This is a genomic window from Nitrosospira multiformis (assembly GCF_003050865.1).
In the GTDB taxonomy this organism is placed as follows: Bacteria; Pseudomonadota; Gammaproteobacteria; order Burkholderiales; family Nitrosomonadaceae; genus Nitrosospira; species Nitrosospira multiformis_E.
The window spans coordinates 14,453-30,113 of sequence record NZ_QAOK01000034.1; the positions used below are offsets into that span (position 1 = coordinate 14,453).

General features: G+C 53.8%; 18 protein-coding genes. 15 read left to right on the forward strand and 3 right to left on the reverse strand.

Going from position 1 to position 15,661, the window contains the following annotated elements:
* The first annotated feature begins 63 nt into the window (after window positions 1–63).
* The gene (gene lpdA / locus C8R21_RS13670; protein ID WP_107763206.1) at window positions 64–1,515 is read left to right on the forward strand and encodes a dihydrolipoyl dehydrogenase; all 1,452 of its coding nucleotides are present in this window, start codon (window positions 64–66) and stop codon (window positions 1,513–1,515) included.
* Between the two features lie 68 nt (window positions 1,516–1,583).
* Here lpdA and C8R21_RS13675 read toward each other — a convergent pair whose 3' ends face one another.
* Entirely contained in the window at window positions 1,584–2,270 is a 687-nt protein-coding gene (locus C8R21_RS13675; protein ID WP_107763207.1) for a hypothetical protein, read from the reverse strand.
* Window positions 2,271–2,314: 44 nt separating this feature from the next.
* Entirely contained in the window at window positions 2,315–3,340 is a 1,026-nt protein-coding gene (locus tag C8R21_RS13680; RefSeq protein WP_258192423.1) for a DUF6733 family protein, read from the reverse strand.
* A gap of 530 nt (window positions 3,341–3,870) precedes the next feature.
* Between C8R21_RS13680 and hisG the strand changes: the two genes are divergently transcribed.
* The 13 genes from hisG (at window position 3,871) to tatC (ending at window position 13,196) form a co-directional block, all read left to right on the forward strand.
* A complete protein-coding gene (gene hisG / locus C8R21_RS13685) occupies window positions 3,871–4,554 on the forward strand; it encodes an ATP phosphoribosyltransferase (protein ID WP_107763220.1) in 684 nt (227 codons plus the stop codon).
* Between the two features lie 60 nt (window positions 4,555–4,614).
* Window positions 4,615–5,919 (forward strand): histidinol dehydrogenase, encoded by a 1,305-nt coding sequence (hisD, locus tag C8R21_RS13690; RefSeq protein WP_181258952.1) that lies wholly within the window; start codon window positions 4,615–4,617, stop codon window positions 5,917–5,919.
* 160 nt (window positions 5,920–6,079) lie between these two features.
* Window positions 6,080–7,177, forward strand: coding sequence for a histidinol-phosphate transaminase (gene hisC / locus C8R21_RS13695; RefSeq protein WP_181258953.1), 1,098 nt, complete (start codon window positions 6,080–6,082; stop codon window positions 7,175–7,177).
* A 60-nt stretch (window positions 7,178–7,237) separates the two neighbouring features.
* A complete protein-coding gene (gene hisB / locus C8R21_RS13700; RefSeq protein ID WP_107763210.1) occupies window positions 7,238–7,825 on the forward strand; it encodes an imidazoleglycerol-phosphate dehydratase HisB in 588 nt (195 codons plus the stop codon).
* A 23-nt stretch (window positions 7,826–7,848) separates the two neighbouring features.
* The gene (hisH, locus tag C8R21_RS13705) at window positions 7,849–8,487 is read left to right on the forward strand and encodes an imidazole glycerol phosphate synthase subunit HisH (protein WP_107763211.1); all 639 of its coding nucleotides are present in this window, start codon (window positions 7,849–7,851) and stop codon (window positions 8,485–8,487) included.
* A 65-nt stretch (window positions 8,488–8,552) separates the two neighbouring features.
* On the forward strand, window positions 8,553–9,326 hold the full coding sequence (gene hisA / locus C8R21_RS13710) for a 1-(5-phosphoribosyl)-5-[(5-phosphoribosylamino)methylideneamino]imidazole-4-carboxamide isomerase (RefSeq protein WP_107763212.1): 774 nt from the start codon (window positions 8,553–8,555) through the stop codon (window positions 9,324–9,326).
* 233 nt (window positions 9,327–9,559) lie between these two features.
* Window positions 9,560–10,318 carry an imidazole glycerol phosphate synthase subunit HisF gene (gene hisF, locus C8R21_RS13720; RefSeq protein ID WP_107763222.1) on the forward strand — a complete coding sequence of 253 codons (759 nt, stop codon included), beginning with the start codon at window positions 9,560–9,562 and terminating at the stop codon, window positions 10,316–10,318.
* A 30-nt stretch (window positions 10,319–10,348) separates the two neighbouring features.
* A complete protein-coding gene (hisI, locus tag C8R21_RS13725; protein WP_074973648.1) occupies window positions 10,349–10,741 on the forward strand; it encodes a phosphoribosyl-AMP cyclohydrolase in 393 nt (130 codons plus the stop codon).
* Complete coding sequence (locus C8R21_RS13730; protein WP_107763214.1) at window positions 10,738–11,085, forward strand: phosphoribosyl-ATP diphosphatase; 348 nt, start codon at window positions 10,738–10,740, stop codon at window positions 11,083–11,085. Before hisI ends, C8R21_RS13730 begins: the two co-directional genes overlap by 4 nt.
* Window positions 11,086–11,104: 19 nt before the next feature.
* Window positions 11,105–11,458 (forward strand): histidine triad nucleotide-binding protein, encoded by a 354-nt coding sequence (locus tag C8R21_RS13735; RefSeq protein ID WP_107763215.1) that lies wholly within the window; start codon window positions 11,105–11,107, stop codon window positions 11,456–11,458.
* A 38-nt stretch (window positions 11,459–11,496) separates the two neighbouring features.
* The gene (gene tatA, locus C8R21_RS13740; protein WP_074973654.1) at window positions 11,497–11,721 is read left to right on the forward strand and encodes a Sec-independent protein translocase subunit TatA; all 225 of its coding nucleotides are present in this window, start codon (window positions 11,497–11,499) and stop codon (window positions 11,719–11,721) included.
* Between the two features lie 96 nt (window positions 11,722–11,817).
* Window positions 11,818–12,267 (forward strand): Sec-independent protein translocase protein TatB, encoded by a 450-nt coding sequence (tatB, locus tag C8R21_RS13745; RefSeq protein ID WP_107763216.1) that lies wholly within the window; start codon window positions 11,818–11,820, stop codon window positions 12,265–12,267.
* Between the two features lie 128 nt (window positions 12,268–12,395).
* Entirely contained in the window at window positions 12,396–13,196 is an 801-nt protein-coding gene (gene tatC / locus C8R21_RS13750) for a twin-arginine translocase subunit TatC (RefSeq protein WP_107763217.1), read from the forward strand.
* 88 nt (window positions 13,197–13,284) lie between these two features.
* Here tatC and C8R21_RS13755 read toward each other — a convergent pair whose 3' ends face one another.
* Window positions 13,285–14,481 (reverse strand): S1C family serine protease, encoded by a 1,197-nt coding sequence (locus C8R21_RS13755; protein ID WP_107763218.1) that lies wholly within the window; start codon window positions 14,479–14,481, stop codon window positions 13,285–13,287.
* Window positions 14,482–14,560: 79 nt separating this feature from the next.
* On the opposite strand from C8R21_RS13755, the gene C8R21_RS13760 reads away from it, so the two are divergent.
* Window positions 14,561–15,310, forward strand: coding sequence for a Nif3-like dinuclear metal center hexameric protein (locus C8R21_RS13760; protein WP_107763219.1), 750 nt, complete (start codon window positions 14,561–14,563; stop codon window positions 15,308–15,310).
* The last annotated feature ends 351 nt before the right edge of the window (window positions 15,311–15,661 follow it).

Consider the following 15,661-nt stretch of genomic DNA (forward strand, 5'->3'; position numbering starts at 1 on the left):
CGGCTTGCATCTTTCCATTTTGCATTCCTTTTGCATTCCTTGCTTGAACAATAAAGAGAAAATATGTCTCAATCTTTTGATGTGGCTGTAATCGGCGCCGGTCCGGGTGGTTATGTGGCGGCAATTCGTTGTGCGCAACTGGGCCTTAAAACTGTTTGTATCGACGAATGGAAAAACCCGCAGGACAAACCCAGTCTCGGCGGAACCTGTCTGAATGTTGGCTGCATCCCCTCGAAGGCGTTGCTGGAATCCTCGGAAAATTACGAGCGCGCCGCCCGCAAGTTCTCTACCCATGGGATCAAAGTTGAGGGTCTGTCGGTGGACATTCCGACGATGATAGGTCGCAAGGACAAGATCGTAGCAAACTTCACCGGCGGCGTTGCCATGATGCTGAAGAAGAACAAGGTCGCATCCCTGCATGGGCGCGCAACGCTGCGCAAACGCGGCAAGGATGACGAAGCCGACCGCGAACTCTGGCAGATTGAAATCAGGAATGGAGACAAGGTGGAGACTATCGGGGCCGAGCACGTCATCATCGCCACGGGCTCAGTGCCTCGTCAATTGGCCTCCGCCCCTGTGGACAATGAACGGATACTGGACAATGCAGGGGCGCTGGCGCTGGCCGAAACGCCGAAACGGCTGGGAGTGATCGGCGGAGGCGTCATCGGCCTCGAAATGGGAAGTGTATGGCGCAGGCTGGGCGCAGAGGTCACCGTTCTCGAAGCATTGCCCGGATTTCTGATGAGCGCGGACGAACAGGTGGCGAAGGAAGCGCGAAAAATCTTCACCCGGGAGCTGGGCCTGGCTATAAATACCGGCGTCAAAATAAGCGGCATTATCCCGGGACAGGATAACATTACCGTGGAGTATTCCGATGCCGATGGAAACTCGCAAAAACTCGAGGTGGATAAACTGATTGTTGCCATCGGGCGTGTGCCTAACACTACCGGACTGGGCGCAGAAAACGTGGGATTAAAGTTGGATGAGCGGGGATATATCGAGGTGGATTCCCACTGTCGCACCAATCTGCCTGATATGTATGCCGTGGGAGATGTGGTGCGTGGTCCCATGCTGGCGCATAAAGCGTCCGAAGAAGGTGTGGCGGTTGCAGAAATGATTGCGGGACAGGCAGGGCATGTGAATCTCGACACAATCCCCTGGGTTATCTATACCTCCCCGGAAATCGCATGGGTCGGCAAGACCGAACAGGAGTTGAAAGCGACCGGCGTGGAATATAAAGCCGGACAATTCCCCTTCATGGCAAACGGACGTGCACGTGCACTGGGAGAAACCGGCGGATTTGTCAAAGTGCTCGCGGATGCAGGTACTGATCGTATTCTAGGTATCCATATGATCGGTCCCTACGTCTCCGAGCTGATCGCCGAGGCTGTGGTTGCAATGGAATTCGCGGCCAGCAGTGAAGATATCGCGCGCATCGTCCACGCGCACCCTTCCCTGTCAGAAGTGGTGCACGAGGCCGCACTGGCAGTGGATAAACGGGCGATACATATTTAAGTTAAGGAACCACTGCCCCGAAGTGATGGGTAAGCTCAAGCGAATGGCAACTTCTGGAGGATTCTCTTTTACTTGTCTTTCCGTTGTCTATCCCTTGCCCATCTGCCTATCCTGCTGATCACCTTCCAGAACTCTCTGGGCTCAGTCACTGTACCGGTGTTGTGGGACGAGCCGGCCAGAGTGCGACTAGTCTCCACAACACGAAGGTCCTGTGCCTTCATCTCGCGCCTGAGCTTATACACCATGAATGGCGACAGATTGCTGCCCGGCCCCTGTCCCTGTGTTTGCTTCCGCTCCATCTGTTCCAGGGCAACCCTCTCCTGCCACAGGTATTCCAGATCGGCAATGCGTTCCCTTACGGGCGCCTGTTCCAACTGAATCCGCGCCTCCACCTCACGTTCTATTTTTTTGACATGTTCGGCAGCAAGGCAGACACGCTCGGTCAGCTGCAGCACTTCCGTCTCCAATGCGGATTTGCTCGACTCGCACTCCGCGAGAAACCGGGAAGGCATCCATCTCCAATAATGCAGCCGCGTGCGAAACGGGTGAGACAGGCGCCAGTTGCATAACTGCCGGTGAACTGCTCCTGCTTCCGTTTTGGCACGCCGCAGTCGTTCCGACAAGGATTCGAGTATCTGCCGCGCAGCCAACACCTGATGTTCACGCTCCACCAGATCGCAAACCTCCATTGGCCTCAGTTCCGCTATCAAGGCTCGCAATTCCGAGCTTGTCATATGCTCCAGCTTCTGCTTCATTTTTATGCCTGAAGTGACCATTGGATTCAATAGTATCTTCGACCTTAAAAATGCATCTTGATGCTGGCCTGATAGAACTCATTGGATACATCGCCCTTGAGATCAGCGCCAGCGGCGAAGCGCAGGGCGAGGTGCATGGGTAGCGCGAACTCGACATAGGGTCCGATCCAGTTGTAGAGCGTACCGGGACTGCCTTCAATCCGGTCTACGTGAAATCGCAAGTGCTCCCAGTGAATACCGACAGAATTGATCGGGACATTTTTGAAATTGAACAGCGCTGGCTTTACACCGACATTGACCCAGTTATGAATGAAATCCCTGGCGCGCTCATCACGAATAGCGGCATAGTAAGCAAGATACGCCTGCCCGGTAAAGAATCCGTTGTCATAGTTGAAGGTGATGCTCGGTACCACGCCTTCGGCGGCGCGAATGCCTCTGCCGACGATCCGGCTGGAAAGCAACGCGCCGTTGAGAATACCGAACTGCGGATTGATGCTCAATGTGTCATTGAAAAGGCGAAAATTCAGACCCATCCCGACTTCAGTCCACAACCCGTTACCACCCGCGTCCACCTGCATGCCGTTGGGGCCGGCAACCACCCGGCTGCGGCCGAAGTTGGGACTTGTCCAGAGCCAGCTATAGAAAGTGAAGTCGATGTTGTCGGCGACTTCATAACCCGCATCGAGTATGGTCTGGAAACCAAAGAACGAGTCCTGCTTCAAGGTCACGCCACCGTGAAACTTCTCCTTGTCGAAGCCATGATCCTTGTCAGGAGCAGCTTGCCATCCGCCTTCTGCATGCCCCTTCATATGAGTCACGCTGGCTTCTTTGATCTCCTTGACTTCGGATTTCCTGGGCTCGTCCCCGGTTTGCGCAAAGGCTGGATACGCCACGCCAGAGGACGGCGCCCTCTTCAGATTCACACCCCCATGGTGCCCCTTGCCGCGCACGTCCTGAGCTTCCTGATTCTCCAGCCGTCCTTCCAGCTCAGCGATTCTCGCCTCCAGCAGTTCCAGTTTCTTCCTGAGCTCGTCTTCTGTTTGCGCAAGTGCCAGTGCGTTGGATGACATAAAGGCGGCACCGAGAAACAGACAAAGGCTCAGATACTTCTTCCTTCCCCTTGATACAATTCTGCTACTTACTTCCGGTAGTACTGACATTTATTAGTTCGCTTTCTTGTTGGATTGACGTTGAATTTTGTACTTGTTTCCAATGAACCTCACGAAATGTGAATCTTGTGAACTATATGTGATGCTCTTGTGAACAATATGTGATGCTCCTGTGAAGCACATGTGATTCTCTTGTGAAGCACATGTGAAGTATACGTTATGAATATGTGAGATAAATGTTGTGGTTTTGTGAAGAAATTGTGAGCAAGTTATCTTGAGTCGAGTCTTGGCGAGTGCGCTGGCACCTCATCCGCATCTCATCCTGTCCAGCAATTCCGGAAGTCCTGGCTTGCTGACGTCATTTCCCTGACTTGCCAGGGTCATTTCCCGGAGCCTGCTGCTGAAATCCAGAGGTTGTCGTTCGTCCTTGAATTGTCGGGCAAACCGACTCGATGACTTTTGCGGTAAAATGCAGCCTTTGCGAATTCTTCATGATGAGTATCACCATCGCCCTTTCCAAGGGACGGATTTTTGACGATACCGCACCCCTGCTAAAAGCCGCGGGAATTGTCCCGTTGGATGACCCCGAAACATCACGCAAGCTGATCCTTGCCACCAATCGCGATGATGTGCGACTGATCATCGTGCGTGCTTCGGATGTACCAACCTATGTGCAGTATGGGGCGGCGGACATGGGCATTGCAGGAAAGGATGTGCTGCTGGAGCATGGCGGCGCGGGCCTTTACCAGCCTCTCGATTTGAACATCGCACGCTGTCGCATGATGGTGGCTGTACGCAGCGATTTTGACTATGAGTCCGCAGTCCGGCGGGGTGCGCGGGTACGAGTGGCGACGAAATATCTACAGACGGCGCGTGAACACTTCGCGGAAAAAGGGATGCACGTCGATCTCATCAAGCTCTATGGGTCAATGGAGCTTGCTCCCCTGGTAGGGTTAGCGGATGCAATCGTGGATCTGGTTTCCAGCGGTAATACGCTTAAGGCGAATAATCTCAAGGCTGTCGAAGAAATAATGCCGATCTCATCCCGGCTGATCATCAATCAGGCAGCGTTGAAATTGAAACGCCAGGCAATACAGCCGATGCTGGAAGCCTTCTCGGCTGCAATTACCCCCCTTACACCTCTATCCCCTTACCCCCTTGGGGCAGCAACCTGAGCGGCGCTGAACTGCAACTGCAACCATCCCTTTATCCCTTATCCCTTTCCCCTACCCTTCATGATTTCGATAAAGAGACTGTCTTCTGCCGATACCGAGTTCGACAGGGCGCTGTCGGAGTTGCTTGCGTTTGAAAACGCCCAGGATGCAAAGCTGGAGGCCGCTGTCGCAGACATCCTTGCGAAGATCAGGATGCAGGGAGATAAAGCCTTGCTGGAATACACACTCCGTTTCGATCGCCTGGATGCAAAATCGGCGGCAGATCTGGAGTTGCCCCGAAAGCGCCTGCAGCAAGCTCTCCATAACCTGCCTGCCGAGCAACGTAACGCCCTGGAACAGGCCGCGGAACGGGTCCGCGTCTATCATGAGAAACAGTTGACGCAATCCTGGAGCTACGTGGAGCCTGACGGGACGCAACTTGGGCAGAAAATCACCCCTCTCGATCGTGCCGGCTTATATGTTCCCGGCGGCAAGGCATCCTATCCTTCGTCCGTACTGATGAATGCAATTCCCGCCAAGGTGGCAGGAGTGGGCGAACTCATCATGGTGACACCCACTCCAGGGGGCGAAACAAATGACCTGGTGCTCGCTGCTGCAGCCATTTGCGAGGTTGACCGGGTTTTCACCATAGGGGGCGCCCAGGCCGTGGGCGCACTGGCATATGGCACCCACACCGTGCCCCGCGTGGACAAGATCGTCGGCCCGGGAAACGCTTATGTGGCAACAGCCAAGCGGCATGTTTTCGGTGTGGTAGGCATCGATATGCTCGCGGGACCTTCCGAAATTCTGGTCATCTGCGATGGTAAAATAAATCCGGACTGGATTGCCATGGACATGTTTTCCCAGGCAGAGCATGACGAGTTGGCCCAGGCGATCCTGCTGTCACCCGATCTCCATTTTATCGAAGCAGTCGCTGCGAGTATCGCCCGGCAACTGGAAGCAATGCCGCGCAAGGAGATAATCCTGGCTTCGCTCGAAAACCGGGGCGCCTTGATCCAGGTGCGTGATCTGGACGAAGCCTGTAAGATCGCCAACCGCATCGCGCCCGAACATCTGGAGCTGTCAGTAGAACAACCGGAAAAGTGGGTGGAAAAAATAAGACATGCGGGCGCGATTTTTCTGGGACGCCATACTTCGGAAGCGCTGGGAGATTATTGCGCAGGCCCCAATCACGTGCTGCCCACTTCCCGGACCGCACGCTTTTCGTCGCCCCTGGGAGTATACGATTTTCAGAAACGCACCAGCATTATTCAGGTGTCGGAGCAGGGATCCGCGAAACTGGGTGCAATTGCCTCCGTGCTGGCGCATGGCGAAGGGCTGCAGGCCCACGCAATGTCAGCGGAATATCGTTATACAAAAAAATAGCCCTTGAGAAAAATCGAGAACCTCTCCCGGATTCATCACGTATTGAACGCTCTATGGCCCGGCCCGGCTCAAGGCTCAAGGAACTTTCGACATCCCGCCCCGCAGGGGTGATGAATAAACCTGAGGTAATTAACTCGGCCCTGAGGTAGAATTGGCTGTTATGCCTTTTTCCCCCGATCAGATCATTCGCCCCGAAATTCTCGCGCTTTCCGCTTACCACGTGCCCCCCGCGCGCGGAATGATAAAGCTGGATGCGATGGAAAACCCTTACACGCTTCCCCCGGAATTGCGCGATGAAATCGCGAGGCTTGCAGGTGACACGCCGGTCAACCGCTACCCCGACCCGGATGCAGCAGCGCTCAAGGCGGCGTTACGCGAGGCCCTGGGCATCCCGGACGGGATGGATATCATGCTCGGCAACGGTTCGGATGAGATCATCCAGATTATTGCTTTAGCATGTGGGAAGCCCGGTGCGGTATTGTTGAGCGTGGAGCCTGCATTCGTCATGTTTCGCATGATTGCCACTTTTGCTTCGATGAATTATGTGGGTGTCCCATTACACCCCGATTTTTCACTCGATACGGAGGCAATGCTTGCCGCAATTGCCCGGTACCAGCCTGCGGTCATCTTTATCGCCTATCCAAATAACCCTACTGGCAACCTGTTTGACGCCGTTGAAATCTCACGTATTATTGACGCTGCGCCCGGCATGGTGGTCATCGATGAGGCTTACCATGCCTTCGCCGATGCGAGCTTCATGGACAAGCTCGCGCACCATCCCAATCTGTTGCTGATGCGCACACTTTCGAAGCTGGGGCTGGCTGGCTTGAGGCTGGGCTTGCTGGCGGGAAAACCGGAATGGCTGAGGCAACTGGAAAAATTGCGGTTGCCGTATAATGTGGGAATCGTTACTCAACGGATTGCAGAGAAATTACTGCAGCACCGGGATGTTCTGCTGCAACAGGCGGCAGCCATCAAGGTTGAACGTTCATCGATGAGCAGGCGCCTGTCGGAATTGGAAGGTATCGAGGTTTTTCCGACGGATGCGAATTTCATCCTGTTTCGCCTGAACCAGGATCATAAAGCAGGCCAGGTGTTTCAGGAACTCAAACAACGTGGCATATTGGTCAAGAATCTGGACGGCGCTCATCCATTGCTCAAAAACTGCTTGCGGGTGACCGTGGGCATGCCCGATGAAAACACGCAATTTCTGGCAGTCCTGCAAACTTTACTCGTGAAGATTGAAGCAAAAGCCTGACGCCCCCATCCCGATTCTCTTATTGCAGTTTTATTCGATTTATTTCACCTGAGTCCTCGCATGCGTCACGCCCAGGTCAACCGTAATACGCTGGAAACCCGCATCAACCTCACAGTCAATCTGGATGGAAGCGGAAAGGCAGTACTGGCTACAGGAGTACCGTTTCTCGATCATATGCTGGATCAGGTGGCGCGTCACGGAATGATCGATCTCGAGGTTTCAGCCGAGGGAGATTTGCATATCGACGCTCATCACACGGTGGAAGATATCGGCATCACCTTTGGACAGGCATTCGCGCAAGCCGTTGGGACCAAGAGCGGCTTGCGTCGCTACGGTCATTCCTACGTGCCACTGGACGAAGCCCTCTCCCGGGTAGTGATCGATCTCTCCGGGCGCCCCGGAATGGAGTTCAATGTCGAGTTTGTGCGTGCGCGTATCGGTGAATTTGATGTCGACCTCATCAGCGAATTTTTCCGGGGTTTTGTCAACCACGCCATGGTTACCCTGCATATCGACAACTTATCCGGCGCAAATGCGCATCACCAGGCGGAAACCATATTCAAAGCGTTCGGACGCGCGCTGCGTATGGCAGTGGAAGCGGATCCACGGGCAGCGGGTGCGATACCCTCCACCAAAGGCACTCTGTAATTTCCCACATTCATAGATGCGGTATGACTGATATTGCAATTGTTGACTACGGCATGGGGAATCTGCGTTCCGTAGCCAAAGCACTCGAACATGTCGCCCCCGAGGCTGTCATCGCTGTTACCAATAACCCTGAAGTAGTGCGGAAGGCGGAGCGCGTGGTCGTTCCCGGACAGGGCGCCATGCCGGACTGCCTGCATGAACTGGACCGGCGCGGATTGCGCGAAGCCGTGCGGGATGCGGCCACCAACAAACCATTCCTGGGTATCTGCATCGGTCTGCAAATGCTGTTCGACAGCAGCGAAGAGGGCAATGTATCCGGTCTCGGCATCGTGCCAGGAAGGGTGAAGCGTTTTCCCGCAAGCGCAATGAAAGATGAAAAAGGACAGAAGCTCAAGGTGCCGCACATGGGTTGGAACCAGGTCCATCAGACGGTTGAGCATTCCCTCTGGAAAAACATTGCCAATGATTCGCGCTTTTATTTCGTGCACAGCTACTATGTCGAAACCGCTGACGCCGATTCGGCGGGCTACAGTGCTTATCCCTTTCCTTTTACTTGTGCGGTGGCGAAAGATAACATTTTTGCCGTTCAATTCCACCCTGAAAAGAGCCATGCGGCCGGCCTGATGCTCCTCGATAACTTTGTCCGATGGAAACCCGTTTGAGAAACGTTAGAAGGTTCGCACCGCTACGAATTCTGAAACTCAATTCATTTTTATCCTGATTCAAAATGCTTATCATTCCCGCTATAGATTTGAAGGACGGTCACTGTGTACGCCTGAAACAGGGTGTGATGGAAAACGCCACCGTATTTTCTGAAGATCCCGCCGCCATGGCCAGGCATTGGCTGGATCAGGGCGCCAGAAGACTGCATCTTGTGGATCTGAATGGCGCGTTTGCGGGCAAACCGAAGAACGAGCCGGCAATCCGCGACATTGTAGACGCTATTGGGGACGAGATTCCGACCCAGCTCGGCGGCGGCATACGCGATCTGGAAACCATCGAACGTTACCTCGATGACGGCATTACCTACATCATCATCGGCACGGCGGCAGTAAAAACGCCGGGGTTCCTGCACGATGCGTGCAATGCTTTTCCTGGCCATATCATGGTCGGGCTGGATGCAAAGGATGGCAAGGTGGCAGTCAATGGCTGGTCCAAGGTGACGGGGCATGACGTGGTGGATCTTGCGAAAAAATTCGAAGACTATGGTGTGGAGGCAATCATCTATACCGATATCGGGCGCGACGGCATGTTGAGCGGTGTCAATGTGAAGGCGACCATGGAGCTGGCCCGGGCGCTGACGATTCCCGTCATTGCCAGTGGCGGCGTGAGCAGTCTTGAAGACGTCAAGGCGCTCTGCGAGATCGAACCGGAAGGTATTGCAGGTGCAATAACGGGACGCGCCATTTACGAAGGGGCACTCGACTTCAAGGCAGCCCAGGAGCTGGCGGATGAGTTAAGCACCCAATCAAGCCCCAGGGATACAACAGTACTCTTTTGATGAAACACCCTATCTCATCCAGTCATACAAACTGGAGCAATTCCTGTTTCGGATCATTCTTTTTTCTACACGACAACTCCTTCAAAGAAAAGCTCGACTCTTGCGGATACCTCTACAAATTCGACCTCTTCGACCTTCTTGCAAGTCCGAAGCGCAAGGAGGGACAAAAGCAGCTAATCCGCGTAGCGGAGGCTTACAAACTTTGCGGTTTTTAGCGATATCCAGAGGTGTCCATGGGCCTTGCCAAGCGTATCATTCCCTGTCTTGACGTTACAAACGGACGTGTTGTCAAGGGAGTCAAATTTGTCTCGCTTCGAGATGCGGGAGATCCCATCGAAATAGCGCGTCGCTATGATGACCAGGGAGCGGATGAACTGACCTTTCTCGATATTACCGCGAGTTCCGATGACCGTGATCTGATTCTCCATATCATCGAAGAGGTGGCGGCCCAGGTATTCATTCCGTTGACGGTGGGCGGCGGTGTTCGCAAGGTGGAAGATGTACGTCGTCTCCTGAATGCGGGGGCTGATAAGGTAAGCATCAACACTTCGGCCATACAAAACCCCCAACTGGTGGCTGACTCCGCGGGCCGTTATGGCTCTCAATGTATCGTCGTGGCGATAGACGCCAAGCGTGCGGGACAAGGATGGGAAGTGTTCACGCACGGGGGACGCCGGCCTACCGGGCTGGATGCAATCGAATGGGCCACGAAAATGCAATCCTTGGGCGCTGGAGAAATATTACTGACCAGTATGGACAGAGACGGTACGCGGGACGGGTTCGACCTGGCGCTGATCCGTGCGGTGTCTGACGCGGTGGATGTACCGGTGATTGCAAGTGGCGGTGTAGGCAATCTGCAGCATCTGGTTGAGGGAATCGAGGAAGGTCATGCCGATGCCGTGCTGGCTGCAAGCATTTTCCACTACGGCGAATATACCGTTCGCCAGGCAAAGGAATATATGTCACAACATGGTATTGAAGTACGACTATAGTAACAGGATCAATCAAACTCCAGCATATTCATGTCTGACACATGGCTCAACAAGGTGAACTGGTCTGCGGATGGCTTAGTGCCGGTCGTGACACAGGATGCAACCAGCAATAAGGTATTGATGGTGGCCTGGATGAATCCCGAGGCATTGAGACTTACCGTGCAAACAGGGGAAGCCCATTACTGGTCACGTTCGCGCAAAAAACTCTGGCATAAAGGTGAAGAATCCGGGCACGTGCAGAAGGTAAAAGAAATCCGGCTGGATTGTGATGAGGACGTCCTGCTGCTGGTGGTGGAACAAGTCGGAGGGGTTGCTTGTCATACCGGCAGACATCATTGCTTTTTCAACAAACTGGAACAGGGCCAGTGGCTGGTGACCGAACCCGTCATCAAGAATCCCGAAGAGATCTACGGGCAGCGATGACCGATCCTGATATTCTTTTTCGCCTTGCCGAGACCATAGAGGCACGTAAACAGTCCGATCCCCATGCTTCTTATGTGGCAAAGCTGCTGCATGAGGGGCAGGACAAGATTCTGAAAAAGATTGCGGAAGAATCAGCGGAGGTTTTGCTGGCATCGAAAGATGGCGATAGCGCGCACGTAGTGTGCGAGACGGCAGACCTCTGGTTTCATTGTCTGGTGTTACTGGCTCATCATAATCTGAAGCTGGAGGATGTGCTGGATGAGTTACGCCGGCGGGAAGGAGTTTCAGGGATTGATGAAAAAGCTGCCCGCAAAGCAGGCGGGATAACGGGACAGGCAGGGTAATCAGGGCAAGGACAAGGGAATGGATAGTTGTATTTTTTGCAGAATCGTGCGGGGAGAAATTCCGAGCGAGAAAGTGTATGAGGATCCCCACGTTTATGCATTCCATGATATCCATCCGGCGGCGCCGGTACACTTCATGCTGATACCCAAACTGCACCTCAACTCGCTCGCCGAGGTGGAAGATGCTCATAGCGCTTTGCTCGGTGAGATGATGGTGCTGGTGCCCAGGCTGGCAAGGGAACAAGGTTGTACGGATGGTTTTCGTACGATAATCAATACCGGACGAGTAGGCGGCCAGGAGGTAAATCACCTGCACATCCACATTATTGGTGGCATGGAACGCCTGCCGGGTATGATTGCTTGCGGGAAGTAAAGGGTAATGAGCAAAGGATAAGGAATAAAGGAGGAATAATGGGATCATTCAGCATCTGGCATTGGCTGATCGTTCTGCTGATCGTTGTTCTGGTATTCGGTACCAAAAAACTCCGTAATCTGGGAAGCGATCTGGGCGGCGCGGTGAAGGGCTTTCGCGAAGGTGTAAAAAGCGCAGATGAAGAGGAGATATCTGCGCATAATCACACCGAGGCGCGGATTATCGATGCCGATATCAAAGATAAGGCTCAGCCGAAATCCTGAGTGCCGGCTGGCCGCACCAGGTCGATAACGGCTTGCGAGTCTAAGAGTGGGCCAGCGTTATTCGACTGTTTCGACTCCGCCGCATTCTTGTAAAAAATGTTCGATATCAGTTTCTCGGAAATTCTGGTCATCGCGGCAGTCGCACTGATCGTGATAGGTCCGGAACGGCTCCCCAAAGTGGCGCGTACGCTGGGACATCTGTTCGGGCGGGCGCAGCGCTATGTCAACGATGTCAAGAGCGATATTCAGCGTGAAATTGAGCTGGACGAATTGAAAAAATGGAAAGCTTCAGTGGAGGAAACGGGCCGTTCAATCGAAAATTCGGTGCATACCGAGCTGGATAAGTTTCGGGAAACAGTAGAAGCAGGCGCTGAGGCTTCCGCTATGCCTCCCCCTGCTACGGCCCCTTCTGTGGCAGAACCTTCCACCCCCCCACAAAATTCCCCTCCGACTCCCGTCGAACCTGCGCCGCCGCTGGCTCAATCAACGGCGAATTCCAACGCACGCGGAACAGATGGGAATCGCGAGCGCGAAACTGCTGAATAATCCCGCCTCCCGGAGGACTTGCTCAGGAGTCGATTGAACGAATGCTTGTACCTCATCCCTGCTGTACTTCACCATCGACAGTGGGTATAAGTGTATTGGTCTAACCTTTCCTGCTCACCTTCCATCACATGAGTGCCGACGAAACATTTATCTCGCATCTGGTCGAGCTTCGAGCCAGGCTGCTGCGGGCCTGTGCAGGTATTCTGCTCGGCTTTTTGCCCTGCGCCTACTATGCCCGTGAGCTTTATTCGTTATTAGCGCAGCCTTTACTCGAAAAACTTCCCCAGGGGGGGCAGATGATTGCGACGGAAGTGGTTACGCCATTCTTTGTCCCCATGAAAGTAGCCATGATGGCTGCTTTTATCATTACCCTGCCCCATACCCTCCACCAGATATGGGCATTCGTTGCTCCCGGATTGTATTCCCACGAAAAGCGCCTGGTACTGCCGCTGGTGCTGGTGAGCAGCATTCTGTTCGGCTGCGGCATGGCTTTTGCCTATTTTGCCGTCCTTCCCCTGGTGTTCGAATTCATTACGCATTTTGCGCCGGAAGGCGTGGCAGTGATGACCGACATCAGCAAATACTTCGATTTTGTGCTGACCATGTTCATCGCCTTCGGCATCACATTCGAGGTACCCATATTCGTTGTGATACTGGTTCGGATAGGCCTTGTTACCATTGAAAAGCTGAAGGCAGTGCGCCGCTATGTTCTTGTCGGCGCTTTTGTCGTCGGCGCGATATTTACGCCGCCGGATATCGTTTCCCAATTCATGCTGGCAGTGCCGCTCTACCTGCTGTATGAACTTGGGATATTGGCCGCAGGAATCATCGGACGTTCGGAAACCCTGGCCGTTCATCAGGCTGCGGGCGATCCCGGTACGAATTCCCCTTCCGAGCAGACCGAAACAGGGGAGACAAAAAGGAACTGAGTTACTGTCTGAGGAAAAACAGCGCGTTTTCGTTCGGATAATTTCCAATCTCACGCCATAGTCACTGCGCTATCCTCTACAACCATTTTTATTCCAACTCCTCGGGCTCCTGAAACTGCTCCTGAGGCTGAGGCTTTGGACGTTTTCCAACCTTGATCTCGATTGCCTTCTTGTTCTGGTTACGCATGACTGTAACGGTCGCCATGTTTCCGGGAGGTAATGCCGCTACCAGATTGAGCATACCGGATGAATCGGTTACCTCTTTCCCCCCCACTCCTACAATAATGTCACCCGGCTTCACTCCGGCGCGGTCTGCGGGCCCTCCCTTGAGTACGCCGGCAATCAGCGCTCCGCTGGTAGTCGACCGCTTGAACGACTCCGCAAGTTCCGGCGTCATATCCTGCACTTCCACGCCGATCCAGCCACGGATCACGCCCCCTGTCCGGATGATCTGCTCCATGATCTGCTTGGCCACACCTGCTGTAATGGCAAAGCCTATTCCAAGTGATCCTCCCGTTCGGGAGACTATCGCGGTGTTGATGCCGATCAGGTTACCCGATGCATCCACCAGTGCCCCTCCGGAATTCCCCGGATTGATGGCGGCATCGGTCTGAATGAAATTTTCAAAGGTGTTGATACCAAGGTGAGTGCGTCCGAGTGCGCTGATAATACCCATCGTTACCGTCTGGCCCACACCGAAAGGATTACCGATCGCAAGGACAATGTCGCCGACCAGCGCATTGTCGGAGTATCCGAAAGTTATGGCTGGAAGTCCTTCCATATCTACTCTTACCACTGCAAGATCGGTTTCGGGATCGGAGCCGATGACCCGCGCTTTCGTTTTTCTGCCGTCCGCCAGGGCAATCTCGATTTCATCCGCCGCTTCAATGACATGATGGTTCGTAAGGATATATCCCTGCGAACTCACGATTACCCCGGACCCCAGGCTGGCCGCACGCCGGCTTTGGGGTGATTCGAAACGATCTCCGAAGAAACGCCGGAAGAAAGGATCCTCCATCAAGGGGTGGGGTGCAGCCTTGATTTCCTTGGTGGTGAATACATTCACCACCGAGGGCATGGCCTTTTTCGCCGCGCTACTGAAGCTCCCAGGGGCAGGCTCGACCGCTGCCCTGCCTGACTTGTCAGCCGGAGCTTCCTTTATGGTTACGACAGCGCCATCGCCGGATTGCCAGGGCAATAGATCCGGGCGTAAAGTCGAAACGACAAACAGGGCTGCCAGAACTATCGTGGTAGCTTGTGCGAAAACTAGCCAGAGCTTGTGCATAGGTTGAGAGATGTGGAATCAGGGATAAAATAGCAGCATTTATTTTAAATCATAGACGAATGCGACTGGATGAGCAGCGATGCAAGTGAATGACCTCGAAGCCTATTTGAACCAATTGTTCGATATTGCAAAATTTCATGATTATTGCCCAAACGGGCTGCAAGTGGAAGGGCGACGCGAAGTGCGGCGACTGATAAGCGGTGTAACAGCGTCGCTCGATTTTCTCAAAGCTGCCATCGCGGCTCGGGCAGATGCGGTCCTGGTGCATCATGGATATTTCTGGCGCGGCGAGAATCCTTGCCTGACCGGAATGAAGCGGCGGCGCATTGCGCTGCTGCTGGCGCACGACATCAGCCTGCTCTCCTATCATCTGCCGCTGGATGCTCATCCCGAACTGGGCAACAACGTGCAGCTGTCGCACAAACTGGGTCTGCGGGAAACCGGTCGTTTCGGGGATCAAGGTATCGGCATGTTTGGAATCTTGCCATCGAACGTATCGAACCTGAAAGAATTACGGGTAAATGTGGAACAAACTCTCTCCCGTACACCGCTGGTCATAGGCGACGATGCGCGCCTGATAAAACGGGTGGCGTGGTGCACCGGCGCCGCTCAGGATTATTTTGGTGACGCCATCGATCTCGGCGCAGACGTGTTTATCACCGGGGAAATTTCCGAGCGAACCGTACATCTTGCGCGCGAATCAGGCGTTGCTTTTATTTCAGCCGGGCATCACGCCACCGAGCGATATGGTGTGCAAGCCCTGGGAGAGCACATTTCTGAAAAATTCGGCATCAGCCACCAGTATATCGATATCGACAACCCCGTATGAGGTGGTGTAAAAAAACAAAGCGGCGAAGGTTGCTGGAGACTTTGCGGCTTTGTGGTTGAATACTCGCCTCACAAAACGGTTCTCAGTGGCACCAGAAAGAGTCCCGGTACTGGTGCTACCGGTTTATATAAACCAGCGATACAGTATGACCATAATAATTTTAAGATCGCTAGGGGTATTCCGTCCTGAAATCCGGCTGTTTCAAGGGGTTTGACGTATTTCCGAACAGCAGCAGGCAGGAATTGCAGGTCCAGACACAACAACATCATTACGGAGTAAAGGAGAGAAGCAGATGTTAATGAAGCCTTGGCTGAGGCTGGTTACGCTTGCGTGTGGGGTGCTGTTTGCGGG